Genomic DNA, 18,240 nt, shown 5'->3' with positions numbered 1-18,240 from the left:
TCTCTGTTATCTGCCCTTCTCAGGCGTGCGCCACCGGCGTAGCCTGCTTGTCTTCTTTACGCAGTAGCATGACCAGATAGACCAGGGCTACGGCTGCAATCATCACGAAGAGTACGCGATCCGAATAGTTTTGCATCAGCACCGAGGTCATTGCCGGGCCGAGCAGGCTGCCAGTGGTATAACTCAGCAGCAGCGCCTGGTTCATCGCCACCAGTTCATGATGCGCCACGGTCTCGCAGGCCCATGACATGGCGACCGGATAAAGGGTGAACCCGGCGCATCCGAGGATAAACAGGGCCGGCGCCATTGCGGCGTGGCTCATCATCGCCAGCGCGCCAAGGATCACCACGAATACCTGCACACGCAGCACCAGCAGGCGCCCATAGCGATCGGCCAGGCGGCCCACCGGCCACTGCCCGACAATTCCGGCGCTGACCAGCAGCGCCATCCAGTATCCGACCGTGGCATCGCTCATGCCCTGATGCGAAAGATAGAGCGGCATCAGGCCATAAAGCGAACCGAGAAGGATCCCGGAGATGATGCAGCCATTGATGCCGAGACGCGCGCTGCGACGACGCAGCATCGGCCACATACGTCCGGGAGCGGCCTCCTCATCATCCCCTTTCGCCGTGATGCGGGTAAATACCAGCGGCAGCATGGCAGAAATCACCAGGGCGGTGACCCAGGGGAGAACCGTTAGCAGCGCCGTGCCTCCCTTGCTGACCACCAGCTGTCCGACAACGGTGCCAATATAATAAACGATCATATAGGCGGCCAGCAGCTGGCCGCGATTGCGCAGGGTACCGCTGCACAGCAATGCGCTCTCCACCACCACCCAGATCAGGGCACAGCCTATCCCGGCGACGAAGCGCCAAAGCGTCCAGGCCCAGAAGCCACTCTCCAGCCCCAGCGCCGCCGTTGCCATGGCGAACAGCACCGAAGCCAGATAGTAGCTGCGGTTGAATCCCAGCCGCTTAATGATTATCCCTGCAATTAGCGTGCCCGCCAGGTTACCGGTGTAGTAGGCCGAACTGATCACGCCTACCTGCCAGGTCGGTAAGGCATCATGCGTGAGCCACAGCGGCACCAGCGTATTCAATACGGCGATGGCAATGGTCATCAAAAGCAGGCCGCAAAGCAGCACAATGACAGGGCGGGACCAGGTGGACATTGTCAGTTAATAACCAGAAATATGGGAGATTTTGCGCGCATAATGCCACCGGCATAATTAATGTCAATGGGCTTAAATCACGCTCAGCACGATTTGCCAGCGGACGCCTCAAACCGCCAATAAAAAAGCCCGCGGGCATCGCTGCCAGCGGGCTTTTAAACAAGGCTAATCCTGTTAGCCGATTGAGGTCAGGCCCTTCATATAGGGGCGCAGCACGTCAGGAACCCTGATAGTGCCATCGGCCTGCTGATAGTTTTCCAGCACCGCCACCAGCGTTCGCCCAACGGCCAGACCTGAACCATTCAGAGTATGCACCAGACGTGGCTTCTTCTCCGTTTTGGTGCGGCAGCGGGCCTGCATGCGACGCGCCTGGAAATCACCCATGTTGGAGCAGGAAGAGATTTCACGATAGGTATTCTGCGCCGGAAGCCACACTTCCAAATCGTAGGTCTTACAGGCACCAAAGCCCATATCACCGGTACACAGCAGCACCTTACGATACGGCAGGTCAAGCTGCTGAAGGACTTTCTCGGCGTGACCGACCAGCTCCTCAAGCGCCTGCATGGAGTCTTCCGGACGCGTGATCTGGACCATCTCCACTTTGTCGAACTGATGCATACGGATCAGCCCGCGCGTGTCACGACCGTAAGCGCCCGCTTCAGAACGGAAACAAGGCGTATGGGCCGTAAACTTCAGCGGCAGCGACTCCTCTTCCAGAATTTCATCGCGAACCAGATTGGTCAGCGGAACTTCCGAGGTTGGAATTAATGCGTAGTCGCTGCTGGAGGCCTCTTCTTCCAGCGGCCGGGTATGGAACAGATCCTCACCGAACTTGGGCAACTGACCCGTCCCGTACAGCGATGCGTGATTCACCAGGTAGGGTACGTAGGTTTCAAGGTAGCCGTGCTGCTCGGTATGCAGATCCAGCATAAACTGGCTGAGCGCACGATGCATAAGGGCTATCTGCCCTTTCATCACCACAAAGCGCGAACCGGTTAACTTAGTCGCAACGGCAAAATCCAGACCGCCCGCCATTTCACCCAGTTCAACGTGATCGCGCACGGTAAATGCCAGGTTTGCAGGTTCTCCCCAGCGGCTGACTTCCAGATTCTCACTGTCGTCTTTACCGTCAGGCACTTCATCAGCCGGTATATTCGGCATCGCCAGCGCAACGTCGCGAATCGCGTTCTGCAGCGTCTCTAGTTCAGCTTTCGCGGCGTCCAGACGTTCACCCAGTGCGTTCACTTCCTGACGCAACGGCTCAATATCTTCCCCACGCGCTTTGGCCTGGCCGATCGTTTTGGATCGGGAGTTACGTTCTGCCTGCAACGTTTCTGTTTCGACCTGCAAAACTTTACGACGCTCTTCGTGAGCGCGTAACGTATCAACGTCCAGCTTAAAGCCCCGACGTGCCAGTTTTTCAGCGACTGCGTCTGGCTCATTACGCAGCAGATTGGGATCGAGCATGCTAGTCCTGTGCTTAATATGATTGAGTGAATAAAAGCGGGACGCATTCGATCAGCGAATGCGTTGAATTCCTTGCTAACCTTACCGCAACGCCACTGTCAACGATAGCGTTTTGTCGGGCTATTTTGATCCTGCTCAGCAAGCCAGGTGAGCTTTTCACCAATTTTACCTTCAAGACCGCGAGAGGTCGGCTGATAATAGCGAGTATGGGCCATTTTCTCCGGAAAATAGTCCTCTCCGGCCGCATAAGCATGGGGTTCATCATGCGCATAGCGATACTCCGCGCCCAGCCCCATCTCTTTCATTAGTCGGGTGGGGGCGTTACGCAGATGTTCCGGCACATCATAATCAGGATTTTCCCGCGCATCGCGCATCGCTGACTTGAATGCGGTGTAGACGGCATTACTCTTTGGCGCGCAGGCCAGGTAGACGATCGCCTGCGCGATCGCCCTTTCGCCTTCTGCCGGGCCGACGCGGGTAAAACAGTCCCATGCCGAAATCGCAACCTGCATGCCGCGCGGATCGGCGTTGCCGACATCTTCCGACGCAATAGCCAGCAATCGACGGGCTACGTACAGCGGATCGCCACCGGCGGTGATGATCCTGGCGTACCAGTAAAGCGCCGCATCGGGGGCGGAACCGCGAATCGATTTGTGCAGCGCCGAGATAAGGTCGTAGTAGCGATCGCCCTTGTTATCGAATCTGGCGCTGCGTTCACCACTGACCTCATTCAGAAGCTTTGGCGTCAGTTCACGCTTGCCCTGAGCGTTGACTTCGGCCATATCGGCCATCATCTCCAGCGTATTGAGAGCACGGCGTGCATCGCCGCTCACCAGCGCGGCAATCATGCGCCGCGTTGCCTCCGGCAGTTCAATATTTTCCGCGCCGTAGCCGCGTTCGCTGTCGTTCATCGCCTGCGTCAGCACCGTTTCGATATCCTCATCGGTGAGTGATTTCAGCAGATACACTCTGGCACGGGACAGGAGCGCTGAATTCAGCTCGAACGAGGGGTTTTCGGTGGTGGCGCCGATAAAGGTAATGGTGCCGTCTTCAATATGCGGCAGGAAGGCATCCTGCTGGCTCTTATTGAAGCGATGGACCTCATCAACAAACAGGATCGTACGTCGCCCGGCATTACGGTTCTGCCTGGCCCGTTCAATGGCCTCGCGGATATCTTTGACCCCGGACGTCACCGCAGAGATGCGCTCGACATCGGCCTGACCATAATGGCCAATAATCTCGGCTAACGTCGTCTTACCCGTACCTGGTGGCCCCCACAGGATCATTGAATGCAGATGACCCGCCTCTATGGCGCGGGGAAGCGGCTTATCCGTCGCCAGCAGATGTTGCTGGCCGATATATTCAGCCAGCGTACGTGGCCGCATACGGGCGGCCAGAGGCTGAAATTCATTATGGGAGAAATCCAGAGACAGAGTGCTCACGCTGACCTCACTTACGCTGGTCGTCCAGCGTTACGCCTTTCGGCGGCGTAAAACGGAATTTATCGGCAGCGATTGCGCCATTTTGCTGGCTCTTAAGCGCGTAGCTACTGCGCTGACCGTCCTGCTCCACCGCGCTGAACTGATTGATTGTACCGTTGGTGGAGACGTTGATGGTGAACTGTTTCAGATTGCCATCAGCAGATTTTGGCGTCAGCTCAAAGTTGTCACCCAGCTGCTTAATATTGTACTGCTTCCAGTCACTGCCCTGGTTACGCGCAATCAGCATAAAGGGCGTGTTGCTGGTGGCATCTTTCAGCCAGGATGCACTTACCTGCTCCACGAACGGATTGTAAAACCACAGGGTTTTACCGTCAGAAATCAGGGTGCTTTCGTCCGGTGCCGTCATATGCCAGTTAAACAGATCTGGCCGCTTGACCCACAGTTCACCTTCGCCGTCCTGCACCGACTGGCCGCTGCCATCGGTCACTTTTTGGGTGAAACTGGCGTGAAAGCTTTTGACCTTATCCAGACGCTGCTGCAGGTCAGAAGAAGCATCGGCGAATACGCTGGCCGATGCAAAAGCAGCCATCACACAGCAGGAAATCATCAGTTTTTTCATTACGGCATCCTTATTAAAACTTTTTTATCCCATAAGCGGGGAAGCATTCGTGGATAACTGTAGCCAGGGCCGGAGGATTACAACAGGAGATTATTCTGGTCGTTGGCAATAATAGTGTTATGGGGGCGTCTGCAGGAAACTCAACGGGCCAGGTTTTCCTGGCCCGTCTGTAGCGGCAAAAAGGTTAAAAACGACGACTACATTTCATGAGGCGGCGGGGAGAGCACCTCGCGGTTGCCGTTATGGCCCGGAGAAGAAACAATGCCCTGTGCCTCCATCTGTTCAATGATCCGTGCAGCACGGTTATAGCCAATGCGGAACTGACGCTGGACGCCTGAAATAGAGGCCCGGCGTTTTTCAACCACGAACAGCACCGCCTGATCGAACAGCGGATCCAGCTCCTCCTCACCGTCCAGACCCAGACCACCACTTTCACTCTCCTCACCGGCGGTAATGCTTTCAATGTACTGAGGACGACCGCGCGCCTTCCAGTCCTGCACCACCGCATGCACTTCCTGATCGCGGACGAAAGCGCCGTGAACGCGCACCGGCATTGATGAGTTCGGCGGCATATAGAGCATATCCCCCATACCCAGCAGGGATTCCGCGCCCGCCTGATCGAGGATCGTGCGCGAATCAATCTTGCTGGAGACGGTAAAGGCGATACGGGTCGGAATGTTAGCTTTAATCAGGCCGGTAATCACATCAACCGACGGACGCTGCGTGGCAAGGACCAGGTGGATACCTGCCGCACGGGCTTTCTGGGCGAGACGGGCAATCAGCTCTTCAACTTTCTTACCCACCGCCATCATCAGATCGGCAAATTCATCGACCAGCACGACGATGTAGGGCAGTTTTTCCAGCACCGGCGGCGTCATATCCATGCTGTCTCCCGGCTTCCAGAACGGATCGGGAATCGGTCGGCCCATCGCTTCTGCCTGCTCGATTTTCTCGTTATACCCGGCCAGGTTACGTACGCCCAGCGCTGACATGAGCTTATAGCGGCGTTCCATCTCGCCAACGCTCCAGCGCAGCGCATTAGCCGCATCCTTCATATCGGTAACCACTTCGGTCAGCAGATGAGGAATACCTTCATAGACCGACAGTTCCAGCATTTTCGGATCGATCATAATAAAGCGCACTTCTTCCGGCGTGGCTTTATACAGCATGCTGATGATCATGGCGTTAACGCCAACCGATTTACCCGATCCGGTGGTACCCGCGACCAGCAGATGCGGCATTTTTGCCAGATCGGCGACGACCGGCTGTCCGGCGATATCTTTACCGAGCACCACCGCCAGCGGCGAAGGGTTATCGCGGAACTTAGCGCACTCCAGCACCTCACGCATGTAAACCGTCTGCCGATGCTTATTAGGAAGCTCCAGGCCGACATAAGGTTTACCCGGTATCACCTCAACCACGCGTACCGCAACGGCAGAGAGCGAGCGCGCAAGGTCACGGGAGAGGTTAGAGATACGTGCCGCTTTAACGCCCGGCGCCAGATCCAGTTCGAAACGGGTAATGACCGGGCCTGGAGAGATACCCACCACTTCCGCCTTGACGCGATAGTCGGCAAGACGTGCCTCAACCAGCCGTGCCGTTTGCTCGAGAGCGAACATATCAACCGGCTCTGCCTCAACGGGCGGAGCCGAAAGCAGATCCAGCGTCGGCAGCGGCGTGGTAGGTTTCTCCAGCGGCTGTTCATGGCGAACCAAAAATGGATGGAACAGGCTGTCAGGCGCTTTCGCCACGGGCTCCGGCTGTGGCGCAGCAGGTTCAGCCTGTGGCGCAGCGGGTTCAGCCTGTGGGGCTGAAGTCTGCCACGAGGGAACCGAGGTTTGCTGAGCGGGCTGCTGACTGTGCTGCTGCCACTGGGGCTGTTCCGCCGGCTGTTCCTGCTCTGACTCCGGCATGGCTGAGAGCGTGAACAGGGGCTCGCGTGGGCCATCATCCACCAGATCGTCAAGCGGAGAGAAATCAAAGGCACCAGCAGTATTCAGCTTAGCGGTCGACTGCGGATGTTCCGCAGCCTCACCGTAACGCTGCTGTTGCTGCTCACTGAACTGACGTGCCAGCGCGGCCTGCTGCTGTGACTCTTCATCCTCCCCGGTCAACTCTTCGCCATAACGAACCTGCTGCTGCGCCATAAAGGCTTCGCGCAGGTGCGCTTCTTCCTGTATCGCCTCTTCACTCTGAGGCGCGGCAAACGGTAAGTCGGACCCATCCTGCTGCTGTCGCAGCTCCTCTTCTCTCGCTTTCTCCTCGGCAATACGCTGAGAAGGCAGTTTGATGCCATAGGAAGCCAGTTCACGCCGCGTGGGCAGCTTAACCGGGTTTGGCCGGGGCAGCGAAGGTCCGATCCCCTGCTTCACCTGCGGATTGCGACCCTCGCTGGTGGCACTAAAGCCGGGCATAAATGCTGCCGCCGAGGCTGCCGTTGTAGCCAGCGGCGCAGCATTATTCGCCGCCGGGCCAGCTGCGATATCAGCAGGCTGGACGGCAGGTGAGGCCGTGAACTCAAAGGGTGAAGAAGAGGAAGCCTCACGCCAGTTACCCATCTGCGGCCCATCGTCTTCATCCATTACCGGTCTTGAAGGTGCTGGGGTATCGGCCGGGACCTCGAAGCGATAAAGTTCTGGATCTGGTTCTGCCTGTGCAGCAGAGGCGGGGCCAGTGTCGTATACGGACGCGCCCTCTCTTACAGGTGCAAAGGTCGCGGCACCTGTAGACCCAGCAGCAGCTACTGCACCGGTTGCTACTGCGGCGGTCGAAGCCAGCTGCGCATTGTTATCATTTCGCACGGATGTCTGACGGGCAGCAGAAGCCAGCAGCGCGTCGTCGTCATTATGCCCTGACGGCTGACGGGCAGCGGAACCCAGCAGCACGTCGTCGTCATTATGCCCGGACGGCTGACGGGCAGCAGAAGCCAGCAGCACGTCGTCATCATTATGTCCGGACGGCTGACGGGCAGCGGAACCCAGCAGCACGTCGTCATCATTATGACCGGATGGCTGGCGGGCAGCGGAACCCAGCAGCACGTCGTCATGTCGATCGGCTGGTGAGTGGGCAGCGACAGATGACGCTTCCTCCGCGTCTTCGTCTTCGTAGTCGTCTTCATGCCAGCGGCGATCGTCACGTGAACGATTGCTGGCGAAGGTCAGCACGCCCATCACCGCGCCGCCAATTTTCTCGGCGATAGTGAGCCATGACCATCCGGTATAGAGCGTTAACCCAGCGGCCCAGATGCAGAGCAGCGTTAGTGTGCCGGTAGCGCCGTTGAACCAGGGTGCCATTGCATTGACAATCAGGCTGCCAATGACCCCACCGGAGGCAAAGTACCAGATATCATCCGCGTTAAGCGCTGCCAGGCCACAGGTAGTGATTACCAGCGCCAGCACGCCAATCAAGCGCAGGCCGACCGCAAAATAGTCAATATAGTCCTGAGAGTGGCGCTGACTAAAGGTTATCCAGCACAGGCCCAGTATCACCGGCGGGATGGCGTAGGCCATTACGCCGAAAATAAAGAACAACGTATCCGCAAGCCATGCGCCAATACCGCCGCCCAGGTTATGGATAGGTTCATGCCAGGCAGTCTGTGACCAGCTGGGATCGGAGGGATTGAAGCTCACCAGCGCAACCATCAGGTAGATGGCGAAAAGAGCGACAATAATCAGCAACGCTTCCAGCAGGCGACGCCCGCTGCTCAGAGGTTGCAGGGAAACTTCTTTATCTTCTGTGTATTCCTGGCTCAAGAGTTCTCTCCAGGTGCCCGTAAACTATGAAGGAAAAAACGCCGGGCAAGCCCGACGCTGAACCTGTATGAATTCACAGGAGTGTACCCAAATCCGACAGAATTTGCACCTGCCCTGTGTTACCGCGTCTTAATGACCAGGCGGTTACTTTGTTTCACTTCTTCCATCACCACGTAGGTCCGCGTATCGTTCACGCCCGGCAGGCGTAGCAGGGTTTCACCCAGCAATTTACGGTAGGCTGACATGTCGGGCACACGCGTTTTCAACAGATAGTCGAAATCGCCGGAAACAAGATGACACTCTTGAGTTTCCTCAAGTTTTTGCACGGCGGCGTTAAATTGTTCGAATACGTCAGGCGCGCCACGATTCAGAGTAATCTCAACAAATACCAGTAGCGAGGCATCGAGGTAGTGAGGATTGAGCTGAGCGGTGTAGCCCAGAATAAATCCCTGCCTTTCCAGACGACGAACACGCTCAAGGCATGGCGTCGGCGATAGCCCCACGCGTTTAGACAACTCGACGTTTGAAATTCGGCCATCTTTCTGCAGTTCATTTAAAATGTTGCGGTCGATTCTGTCGAGGTCTTTACCCGGTCGTTTTTTATTGTCTACCATTATTATTGTCTCTCTTAATGCCTTCCCTTTACCCGCCATACCCTGAACAATGCCGCTGTTACAGAGTTGTTTAAGTGAAGTCTGGCGCCTGTTGCGATTTTAAAACGCCCATCCGTATGACGCATGCTGTCTGTCCACACCATGCGTCATGACCAATGACAGACTGAGTTTATCCGGTAACGGCTAAAACACGGGATAAACCCGGTTCCGTCGGCCAGGATACCCTCTGCTTCCATTACTGTTTTCGCAAAAGACCAGCCGATTGTCAAAGTAAAACAACTAAAATCAGTACAACATGCCAAACGCGTGACTGCATGACTGTTTTTAAATGAATATTCCTGTATTTCTGCACCACAAAATGGCCTTCACTGCCCCATTTTGGGGCAGCCCTCCCGATAATGGCGCAGCCTGAATGGTTAAACCTTTTACATCTATTGCTAACAAAATTGCAGAACGCTTTTTTTGCTGCGCTAAATTCCCTACAATCAAAAAAAGTATGCCAGTTAAAAAAAGAGGGGCTCATGAGCACGGCCAAACACAGTAAATTACTTATCCTGGGTTCCGGCCCGGCAGGCTACACCGCAGCGGTGTATGCTGCGCGAGCGAACCTGAACCCGGTATTAATTACCGGTTTAGAAAAAGGCGGTCAGCTGACCACCACCACTGAAGTGGAAAACTGGCCCGGCGATCCCCACGATCTGACCGGCCCGCTGCTGATGGAGCGCATGCAGGAACATGCCGAAAAATTTAATACGGAGATTATTTTCGATCATATTCATACCGTCGACCTGCAAAACCGTCCCTTCCGTCTGACCGGCGACAGCGGTGAATACACGGCTGACGCGCTGATTATCGCCACCGGCGCTTCCGCCCGCTATCTGGGCCTGCCGTCAGAAGACGCGTTCAAAGGACGCGGCGTGTCAGCCTGTGCAACCTGTGATGGTTTCTTCTACCGTAACCAGAAAGTTGCGGTTATTGGCGGCGGTAATACAGCGGTTGAGGAAGCACTCTACCTGGCGAATATCGCCGCTGAAGTTCATCTGATTCATCGACGTGACAGCTTTCGCGCAGAGAAGATCCTGATCGATCGTCTGATGGAGAAAGTCCGCACCGGCAATATCGTTTTGCATACGCACCGCACGCTGGATGAGGTGTTGGGCGATCAGATGGGCGTTAGCTCGCTGCGCCTGCGCGCCACGGATGACGTTGAAAAAACGGAGGAGTTGCAGGTCGCCGGACTGTTTGTTGCCATCGGTCACAGCCCAAACACCGCCATATTTAACGGCCAGCTCGAACTGGAAAATGGTTATCTGAAAGTCCAGTCTGGTCTGCAGGGTAATGCGACCCAGACCAGCATTCCAGGCGTATTCGCTGCGGGCGACGTGATGGATCATATCTATCGTCAGGCGATCACCTCCGCCGGAACCGGCTGCATGGCCGCGCTGGATGCGGAACGCTATCTCGACGGATTGGTTAAAAACTCTCAGTAAGTTGTTAAAACACTGCTTCAATTTTCCGGAAGGCGACCTTTGCAGGTCGCCTTTTCTTTTTGTGCACGGTAAAATCCCAGGAAATTCCCCCCGTTTATTACCGGGATATGGAGTGCAGCTCTGCCCTCCTCCCGTCGCACCGGCAGGTCATGAACAAAACAAGGCAACAATATCTATTACGCTGGCTAAGAAGTCAGAGCGCACAGGGTAAAGGCTGGCTGCGCCTTTCCATGCTGTTGGGCATGCTGAGCGCCGTACTGGTGGTCGGGCAGGCATGGCTGCTGGCTACGCTGCTTCGGGCCCTGATCGTGACGGGCCAGCCACGCGACACGCTGGTCAGCCCCTTTATGCTGTTGTTGGTCTGCTTCTTTCTGCGCGCCCTGCTGGCCTGGGGGCGTGAAAAAGTTGGCTTCGAGTATGGCAAAGCCATTCGACAACGCCTTCGTCGTACCATTCTGGACAGGCTGCATCAGCTCGGCCCGGCCTGTATTCAGGGAAAACCCGCGGGCAGTTGGGCGACGTTGCTGCTGGAACAAATCGAGGATATGCAGGATTATTACGCCCGCTATCAGCCGCAGATGTTACTGGCGGTGTTTATCCCACTCACGATTCTGATTGCCCTGTTCCCGGTTAACTGGGCCGCCGCGCTGATCCTGCTGGCCACCGCGCCACTTATCCCTCTGTTTATGGCGCTGGTGGGCCTGGGCGCAGCAGAGGCAAACCGGCGCAACTTTAGCGCGCTGGCTCGTCTGAGCGGTCACTTCCTCGACCGCCTGCGCGGGCTGGAAACGCTGCGCCTGTTTAATCGGGCAACGGCCGAAACCGCGCAGATCCGTGAGGCCTCCGCCGATTTTCGCCGGCGCACCATGGATGTATTACGCCTGGCCTTTCTCTCTTCGGCGGTGCTGGAATTTTTCGCCTCGCTTTCAATCGCCGTGGTCGCGGTTTATTTCGGTTTTTCCTACCTCGGCGAGCTTAATTTTGGTCACTACGGCACCGGTATTACGCTCTTCGCCGGATTTCTGGCGCTGATACTGGCACCCGAGTTCTTTCAGCCCCTGCGGGATATGGGTACCTTCTACCACGCGAAAGCACAGGCGGTAGGCGGGGCTGATGCGCTGGAAACCTTCCTCAGCAACGCGGACACCCTCCCGGCCCGGCAGGGGAAAACGCGCATTGACCCTTCACCGGGCATCGCCCTTGAGGCGCGCAATGTCGTTATTACCAGCATTAGCGGTAAGGTTCTGGCGGGTCCGCTGAATTTCTCCCTTGCGGCAGGCCAGCGCGTTGCCGTAATTGGCCAGAGCGGAGCGGGGAAAACCTCCCTGCTGGGTCTTATTCTCGGTCATTTACCCTATCAGGGATCGCTGCTGATTAACGGCGTGGAGCTGCGCGACATCGAGCCGGGCTTCTGGCAGCAGCAGCTTGCCTGGGTAGGACAGAATCCTCATCTCCCTGCCCGTACGCTGCGTGAAAATATTGTTATGGACGGCAGCGACCATTCGGATCGCCTGCGTAAGGTTACTGCCCTTGCCGGGGTTGATGAGTTTCTTCCGCACCTGCCCGCCGGGCTGGAGAGCGAAACCGGTGAACACGCCCGGCATCTCTCTGTAGGCCAGGCCCAGCGCATTGCCGTCGCGCGTGCGCTGTACAAACCCTGCCGCCTGATGCTGCTGGATGAGCCGGGAGCCAGCCTGGACAGCCACAGTGAACAGCAGGTCAATCAGGCGCTCCACGACGCGTCATTCAACCAGACGACGCTGCTGGTCACTCATCAGCTTGAACAGCTGGATCGCTGGGATGAAATCTGGCTGATGCGCGAAGGGAAAATTATTCAGCGCGGCACCCATGGTCAGCTTGTTCAGTATCCGGGTGCCTTCACTGAACTGGCTTCACACCGACAGGAGCGCGCTCAATGACTACCCTGGCCCCTTTTTTCGCGCTTTATCGTCGTCATTTCTGGCGTCTGTCGCTAGGTATTGTGCTGGCGATCCTTACGCTGCTGGCCAGCGTCGGCCTGCTGACGCTCTCCGGATGGTTCCTGGCCGCCTCCTACCTGGCGGGCAGCGCCGGACTTTACAGCTTCAACTATATGCTGCCTGCGGCGGGGGTTCGCGGCGCGGCCATCATCCGCACGGCCGCGCGCTACTTTGAGCGGCTGGTCAGTCATGATGGCACGTTCAGAGTGCTTGAGCATTTGCGGGTTTATACCTTTAGCAGGCTGATCCCCCTTTCACCCGCCGGGCTGGCTCCGTTCCGCCAGGGGGATTTACTGAATCGCCTGGTTGCAGATGTCGATACCCTCGATCATCTTTACCTGCGGGTTATCTCCCCGCTTATTGGCGCACTCTTTGTTATCATCGCCGTCACGGGGGGGCTGAGCTGGCTGGACGGGAGGCTGGCGCTGACGCTGGGGGGCCTGATGCTGCTGACGCTAATCCTGCTTCCGCCGCTGTTTTACCGTGCCGGACGTCCCACCGGAGAAGCGCTGACCCAGCTGCGCAGCCGCTATCGCACCGAGGTCACCAGCTGGCTCAACGGGCAGGCAGAGCTGACGCTTTATGGCGGCGAGGCCGCGTATCGCAGCAGGCTGGATACCACCGAAGCGGCATGGCTACGCGCACAGCGTCGTCAGGCCAGTCTTTCCGGGCTCTCCCTTGCCCTGCTCACCCTGATAACCGGTTTCACCCTGGTGCTGATATTCTGGCTGGCCGCCGGCGAGTCCGCTCTGCCGGGCGCACCCATCGCCCTGTTTGTCTTCTGCACCCTGGCGGCATTCGAGGCGCTGGCGCCCGTGGGCGGCGCGTTCCAGCATCTGGGACAGGTAATGGCCTCTGCCCGCCGCGTGACCCAGATTGTCAGTCAGCGGCCGGCCGTCCAGTTCCCCTCTGCCGGCCCGTCCGTTGGCGAACATGTACAGCTTGAGCTGCAAAACGTCAGCTTCAGCTACGACGGCAGGCATCAGGCGCTGCAAAACCTGTCGCTGACTCTCGCCAAAGGCGAGCATGTCGCGCTGCTTGGCCGTACCGGCTGTGGCAAGTCGACGCTGATTCAGCTGCTTACCCGTGCCTGGGATCCTCAGCAGGGCGTTATCCTGCTCAATGACCAGCCGCTTTCTGCCTGGAGTGAGCAGAGCCTGCGCCGCGCCATTAGCGTGGTCACACAGCGTGTTCACCTGTTTAGCGACACGCTGCGCGGCAATCTTCTGCTGGCGGCACCTGAGGCAACCGATGCCCGGCTCTGCGATGCGCTTCGCCAGGTTGGCCTGGCTGGCCTGCTCGACGATGATCAGGGGCTAAACGCGTGGCTGGGTGAAGGAGGAAGAGCGCTTTCTGGCGGGGAGCTTCGTCGCCTGGCCATCGCCCGTGCGCTGCTGCACGGCGGTGGCTTAATGCTGCTCGATGAGCCGACCGAGGGACTGGATGCGGAAACAGAGCAGCATATTCTCCTGCTGCTGCGCCAGATAGCTCAACACAGAACCCTGATCATGGTCACCCACCGATTACAGGGGCTGGAGCATTTCGACAAAATTTGCCTTATGGACAGCGGTGAAATTGCTGAGCAGGGAAATCATCACGAATTAATCTCAAAACGCGGCCGCTACTGGGATTTTCACCAGCGGATTGCGCTATAGTTTCTCCTCTCGTTCGACAGAGATTTTATCATGCGTCTGATCCAGCTTTCGAGGGAGTCGCTTAACTTCCCTCCTCCTGAAATGGCCCTCCGTGAGCCCAACGGCCTGCTGGCAATGGGCGGGGATCTCAGTCCCCCTCGCCTGCTCAACGCTTATCATCGCGGTATTTTTCCCTGGTTCTCACCTGGCGATCCGATACTCTGGTGGTCACCCGACCCGCGCGCGGTACTCTATCCCGGACGGTTTCACCTCAGCCGCAGTATGAAGCGTTTCCACCTGCGTTCGCCCTATCGGGTGACGCTGAATCAGCGCTTTGCTGAGGTGATCGAAGGCTGCGCCACCGATCGTGAAGAAGGTACCTGGATCACCCCGGAAGTGAAGCGCGCCTGGCAACGTCTGTTTGAGATGGGCCACGCCCAGTCGGTGGAAGTTTGGCTCGACGGGGAGTTGGTTGGCGGCATGTACGGCCTGGCGCTGGGTCAGATTTTTTGCGGTGAGTCAATGTTCAGCCTGCGTGAGAATGCGTCGAAAACCGCGCTGCTGGTCTTCAGCCACTATTTTGCACAACAGGGCGGCCAGCTGATTGACTGTCAGGTGTTGAATCCGCATACCGCCTCGCTGGGCGCGGAGGAGATCCCCCGCGCCGACTACCTGCAAATTGTTCATGCATTGTCCGATCGTTCACTTGCTGAAGGCTGCTGGCAGCAGCAGACCCTTTTTTGATGCTATTTCTTGATGTTTTCCACGCAACCGGCGAGAACAGTGGTATAATATGCGCGTTTGGTATGTCGTCCGCCCTTCGCCTTACATCACTGGCGAGCCGGGATTGGCCTGGCAGGGAATATTAACGCAACTTGTCTTTACGCTTTTCAGCCCGCGCAGAAGCGGTTGAAAAACGCATTCTTAGCCCGCAATTCCCTCACGCGTTGACACCCATACACTACTCAGAATTAATCGTGAGCTCCTCTCTCAGCCGCGCTGCAGAGGGGCTGATGCTGGTGAATTCACCAACAATTCTTTACATAATACTTGAAATTCGGCATTATCTTGCCGGTTCAAACTAAGGTTGTAACACCCAGAGGATTCGATGGCCAAAGAAGACAATATTGAAATGCAGGGAACCGTACTGGATACGTTACCCAACACCATGTTTCGCGTTGAGCTTGAAAACGGACACGTGGTTACCGCTCACATCTCCGGTAAAATGCGCAAAAACTATATCCGCATCCTGACGGGCGACAAAGTCACTGTAGAGCTGACCCCGTACGACCTGAGCAAAGGCCGCATTGTCTTCCGTAGTCGCTAATACGCATTCAGTCGTGCTGCCGCATCTGCCGCAGCGCCCATAAAAAAAGGCCGGTTTAAACCGGCCTTTTTATTTATCTGCATTTAAAGCAGTTCGCGCTCTGTTAGTGAACCGTCCCTTCCGTTTTACGCTTCTCAGCGCTAAGGAAGTGGTAAGTCAGCTTGTTATTCTCTTTGTCCAGTGCGACAGAGACAGAGCCCCCGTCTACCAGCGATCCAAACAGCAGCTCGTTCGCCAGCGGTTTCTTGAGGTTTTCCTGCACGGTACGCGCCATCGGACGCGCGCCCATCGCTTTGTCATACCCCTTCACCGCCAGCCAGTCACGGGCCTCATCACTGACTTCCAGCGACACGCCTTTCGCATCCAGCTGCGCCTGAAGTTCAACAATGAACTTGTCCACTACCTGATGAATCACCTCGGTATCAAGATGTTTGAACCAGATAATGTTGTCCAGACGGTTGCGGAATTCCGGCGTAAAGATCTTCTTAATCTCTTCCATCGCGTCGGTGCTGTTGTCCTGATGGATCAGACCGATGGATTTACGCTCGGTTTCCCGCACGCCAGCATTAGTCGTCATTACCACGACCACATTGCGGAAATCGGCTTTACGACCGTTGTTATCGGTCAGCATACCGTTGTCCATGACCTGAAGCAGCAGATTGAACACGTCCGGGTGCGCTTTTTCAATTTCATCAAACAGCACAACCGCATGCGGATGCTTGATAACCGCATCGGTCAGCAGGCCACCCTGATCGAAACCGACATAGCCCGGAGGCGCACCAATCAGTCGGCTGACGGTATGACGCTCCATATATTCGGACATATCAAAACGCAGCAGCTCAATACCCAGCGCCTTCGCCAGCTGTACCGTCACTTCGGTTTTCCCGACGCCGGTCGGCCCGGCAAACAGGAAAGAACCCACCGGTTTACGGTCCTGACTCAGGCCAGCACGGCTCATCTTGATCGCTTCGGTCAGCGCTTCAATGGCATTATCCTGACCAAATACCAGCATCTTCAGGCGATCGCCGAGGTTTCTCAGCGTGTCGCGATCGGTCGCGGAAACGCTCTTCTCAGGAATACGCGCAATACGCGCCACGACCGATTCGATATCCGCCACGTTAACCGTTTTCTTACGCTTGCTGACCGGCATCAGACGCGCCCGCGCGCCCGCTTCATCAATGACGTCAATGGCCTTATCGGGCAAATGGCGATCGTTGATATACTTAACAGCCAGCTCCACGGCGGCGCGTACGGCTTTCGCCGTATAGCGAACGTCATGGTGCGCTTCATACTTCGGCTTCAGTCCGTTAAGGATCTGCACCGTTTCATCCACCGACGGTTCGGTAATGTCGATTTTCTGGAAACGACGCGCCAGCGCACGATCTTTTTCGAAAATGTTGCTGAACTCCTGATAGGTGGTGGAGCCCATTACCCGAATTTTCCCGCTCGAAAGCAGCGGTTTAATCAGGTTTGCGGCATCAACCTGCCCACCCGATGCGGCACCCGCCCCGATGATCGTATGGATCTCATCGATAAACAGAATACTGCTGTTATCCTGCTCGAGCTGCTTTAACAGCGCCTTAAAGCGTTTTTCGAAGTCGCCGCGATACTTAGTCCCGGCCAGCAGAGAGCCGATATCCAGCGAATAGATGGTGGCATCCTTCATCACTTCCGGCACTTCGCCCTGGACGATACGCCAGGCAAGCCCTTCAGCAATGGCGGTTTTACCTACGCCGGATTCACCCACCAGCAGCGGGTTATTTTTGCGACGGCGGCACAGCACCTGAACGGTACGCTCCAGCTCTTTATCGCGTCCAATCAGCGGATCGATTCCGCCGACGCGAGCAAGCTGGTTAAGATTGGTGGTGAAGTTCTCCATACGTTCCTCCCCCCCTGCCTGCTCTTCGTTAACGGGATTTTCCGCACCCGGCGCCTGGCCAGGTTCATCTTTGCGCGTACCGTGTGAAATGAAATTAACCACGTCAAGGCGGCTGACCTCATGCTTACGCAGCAAATAGGCAGCCTGGGATTCCTGCTCGCTGAAAATAGCGACCAGTACGTTTGCCCCCGCCACTTCGCTGCGGCCGGATGACTGGACGTGAAAAACCGCCCGTTGCAGTACACGCTGGAAGCTCAGCGTAGGCTGGGTATCACGTTCTTCTTCGCTGACCGGCAAGACCGGGGTGGTTTGTTCGATGAAGGCTTCAAGCTCCTGCCGGAGAGCCACAATATCTACCGTACAGGCTTCCAGTGCCTCTCTGGCCGACGGGTTACTGAGCAGCGCCAGTAACAAATGCTCGACGGTCATAAACTCGTGACGGTGCTCGCGCGCTCTGGCGAAAGCCATGTTTAAACTGAGTTCCAGTTCTTGATTGAGCATAGGCACCTCCCCCAATAGATCGCCTTATTCAGGCTTTTTCCAGCGTACACAGCAACGGATGCTCATTCTCCCTGGCGTACTTATTGATATGAGCGACCTTGGTTTCTGCCACTTCAGCAGTAAAAACACCGCAGATCGCCTTTCCCTGATAGTGAACCGTAAGCATCAGTTGCGTTGCACGTTCTACATCATAAGAAAAGAACTTTTGCAGTACGTCAATAACAAATTCCATAGGTGTATAATCGTCATTGTTTAAAATAACTTTATACATCGAAGGTGGCTTGAGGCCTTCACGCAATTTGTCATCTGCAAGCTGTTCAAAATTAAGCCAGTCGTTAGTCTTTCCCATACGTACCCGGTTTGTA

General features: G+C 56.5%; 13 protein-coding genes. 5 read left to right on the top strand and 8 right to left on the bottom strand.

Annotation, left to right across the window (positions count from 1 at the left end):
• Nucleotides 1-19: 19 nt before the first annotated feature.
• The 6 genes from A1830_RS05355 to lrp form a co-directional block, all read right to left on the bottom strand.
• Nucleotides 20-1,171 (bottom strand): MFS transporter, encoded by a 1,152-nt coding sequence (locus A1830_RS05355; protein WP_067702820.1) that lies wholly within the window; start codon nt 1,169-1,171, stop codon nt 20-22.
• 174 nt (nt 1,172-1,345) lie between these two features.
• Nucleotides 1,346-2,638, bottom strand: a complete 1,293-nt coding sequence (gene serS, locus A1830_RS05350) for a serine--tRNA ligase (RefSeq protein ID WP_067702817.1) — start codon at nt 2,636-2,638, stop codon at nt 1,346-1,348.
• Nucleotides 2,639-2,736: 98 nt separating this feature from the next.
• Nucleotides 2,737-4,080, bottom strand: coding sequence for a replication-associated recombination protein A (locus A1830_RS05345; protein ID WP_067702814.1), 1,344 nt, complete (start codon nt 4,078-4,080; stop codon nt 2,737-2,739).
• A gap of 7 nt (nt 4,081-4,087) precedes the next feature.
• On the bottom strand, nt 4,088-4,699 hold the full coding sequence (gene lolA, locus A1830_RS05340) for an outer membrane lipoprotein periplasmic chaperone LolA (RefSeq protein ID WP_067702811.1): 612 nt from the start codon (nt 4,697-4,699) through the stop codon (nt 4,088-4,090).
• 197 nt (nt 4,700-4,896) lie between these two features.
• Nucleotides 4,897-8,451: a DNA translocase FtsK 4TM domain-containing protein gene (locus tag A1830_RS05335; RefSeq protein WP_067702807.1), complete on the bottom strand. Its 3,555-nt coding sequence runs from the start codon at nt 8,449-8,451 to the stop codon at nt 4,897-4,899.
• Nucleotides 8,452-8,570: 119 nt separating this feature from the next.
• On the bottom strand, nt 8,571-9,065 hold the full coding sequence (gene lrp, locus A1830_RS05330; protein WP_006118610.1) for a leucine-responsive transcriptional regulator Lrp: 495 nt from the start codon (nt 9,063-9,065) through the stop codon (nt 8,571-8,573).
• Nucleotides 9,066-9,586: 521 nt separating this feature from the next.
• Between lrp and trxB the strand changes: the two genes are divergently transcribed.
• The 5 genes from trxB to infA all read left to right on the top strand — a co-directional run bounded on the left by trxB (nt 9,587) and on the right by infA (nt 15,495).
• Nucleotides 9,587-10,555: a thioredoxin-disulfide reductase gene (trxB, locus tag A1830_RS05325; protein ID WP_067702805.1), complete on the top strand. Its 969-nt coding sequence runs from the start codon at nt 9,587-9,589 to the stop codon at nt 10,553-10,555.
• A gap of 149 nt (nt 10,556-10,704) precedes the next feature.
• The gene (gene cydD / locus A1830_RS05320; protein WP_067703694.1) at nt 10,705-12,474 is read left to right on the top strand and encodes a heme ABC transporter permease/ATP-binding protein CydD; all 1,770 of its coding nucleotides are present in this window, start codon (nt 10,705-10,707) and stop codon (nt 12,472-12,474) included.
• Nucleotides 12,471-14,189 carry a heme ABC transporter ATP-binding protein/permease CydC gene (gene cydC / locus A1830_RS05315; protein ID WP_067702802.1) on the top strand — a complete coding sequence of 573 codons (1,719 nt, stop codon included), beginning with the start codon at nt 12,471-12,473 and terminating at the stop codon, nt 14,187-14,189. The genes cydD and cydC overlap by 4 nt, the downstream gene beginning before the upstream one ends.
• A gap of 30 nt (nt 14,190-14,219) precedes the next feature.
• Nucleotides 14,220-14,912 carry a leucyl/phenylalanyl-tRNA--protein transferase gene (aat, locus tag A1830_RS05310; RefSeq protein ID WP_067702799.1) on the top strand — a complete coding sequence of 231 codons (693 nt, stop codon included), beginning with the start codon at nt 14,220-14,222 and terminating at the stop codon, nt 14,910-14,912.
• Nucleotides 14,913-15,276: 364 nt separating this feature from the next.
• On the top strand, nt 15,277-15,495 hold the full coding sequence (gene infA / locus A1830_RS05305; protein WP_002211347.1) for a translation initiation factor IF-1: 219 nt from the start codon (nt 15,277-15,279) through the stop codon (nt 15,493-15,495).
• A gap of 103 nt (nt 15,496-15,598) precedes the next feature.
• On the opposite strand, the gene clpA is transcribed toward infA, so the two are convergent.
• Both clpA and clpS read right to left on the bottom strand, forming a co-directional pair.
• Nucleotides 15,599-17,875, bottom strand: a complete 2,277-nt coding sequence (gene clpA, locus A1830_RS05300) for an ATP-dependent Clp protease ATP-binding subunit ClpA (protein WP_067702796.1) — start codon at nt 17,873-17,875, stop codon at nt 15,599-15,601.
• A 28-nt stretch (nt 17,876-17,903) separates the two neighbouring features.
• Nucleotides 17,904-18,224 carry an ATP-dependent Clp protease adapter ClpS gene (gene clpS / locus A1830_RS05295; protein ID WP_067703691.1) on the bottom strand — a complete coding sequence of 107 codons (321 nt, stop codon included), beginning with the start codon at nt 18,222-18,224 and terminating at the stop codon, nt 17,904-17,906.
• Between the last annotated feature and the right edge of the window lie 16 nt (nt 18,225-18,240).

The sequence above is a fragment of the Erwinia sp. ErVv1 genome (assembly GCF_900068895.1).
GTDB lineage: Bacteria > Pseudomonadota > Gammaproteobacteria > Enterobacterales > Enterobacteriaceae > Erwinia.
This window is presented reverse-complemented; position numbering and strand designations above follow the sequence as displayed.

Excerpts from the sequence above, each read along its gene's own strand:
- lolA (WP_067702811.1), bottom strand. The coding sequence starts at position 4,699 with ATGAAAAAACTGATGATTTCCTGCTGTGTGATGGCTGCTTTTGCATCG.
- aat (WP_067702799.1), top strand. The coding sequence starts at position 14,220 with ATGCGTCTGATCCAGCTTTCGAGGGAGTCGCTTAACTTCCCTCCTCCT.
- cydD (WP_067703694.1), top strand. The coding sequence starts at position 10,705 with ATGAACAAAACAAGGCAACAATATCTATTACGCTGGCTAAGAAGTCAG.
- cydC (WP_067702802.1), top strand. The coding sequence starts at position 12,471 with ATGACTACCCTGGCCCCTTTTTTCGCGCTTTATCGTCGTCATTTCTGG.
- A1830_RS05355 (WP_067702820.1), bottom strand. The coding sequence starts at position 1,171 with ATGTCCACCTGGTCCCGCCCTGTCATTGTGCTGCTTTGCGGCCTGCTT.
- infA (WP_002211347.1), top strand. The coding sequence starts at position 15,277 with ATGGCCAAAGAAGACAATATTGAAATGCAGGGAACCGTACTGGATACG.
- serS (WP_067702817.1), bottom strand. The coding sequence starts at position 2,638 with ATGCTCGATCCCAATCTGCTGCGTAATGAGCCAGACGCAGTCGCTGAA.
- lrp (WP_006118610.1), bottom strand. The coding sequence starts at position 9,065 with ATGGTAGACAATAAAAAACGACCGGGTAAAGACCTCGACAGAATCGAC.
- trxB (WP_067702805.1), top strand. The coding sequence starts at position 9,587 with ATGAGCACGGCCAAACACAGTAAATTACTTATCCTGGGTTCCGGCCCG.
- clpS (WP_067703691.1), bottom strand. The coding sequence starts at position 18,224 with ATGGGAAAGACTAACGACTGGCTTAATTTTGAACAGCTTGCAGATGAC.
- clpA (WP_067702796.1), bottom strand. The coding sequence starts at position 17,875 with ATGCTCAATCAAGAACTGGAACTCAGTTTAAACATGGCTTTCGCCAGA.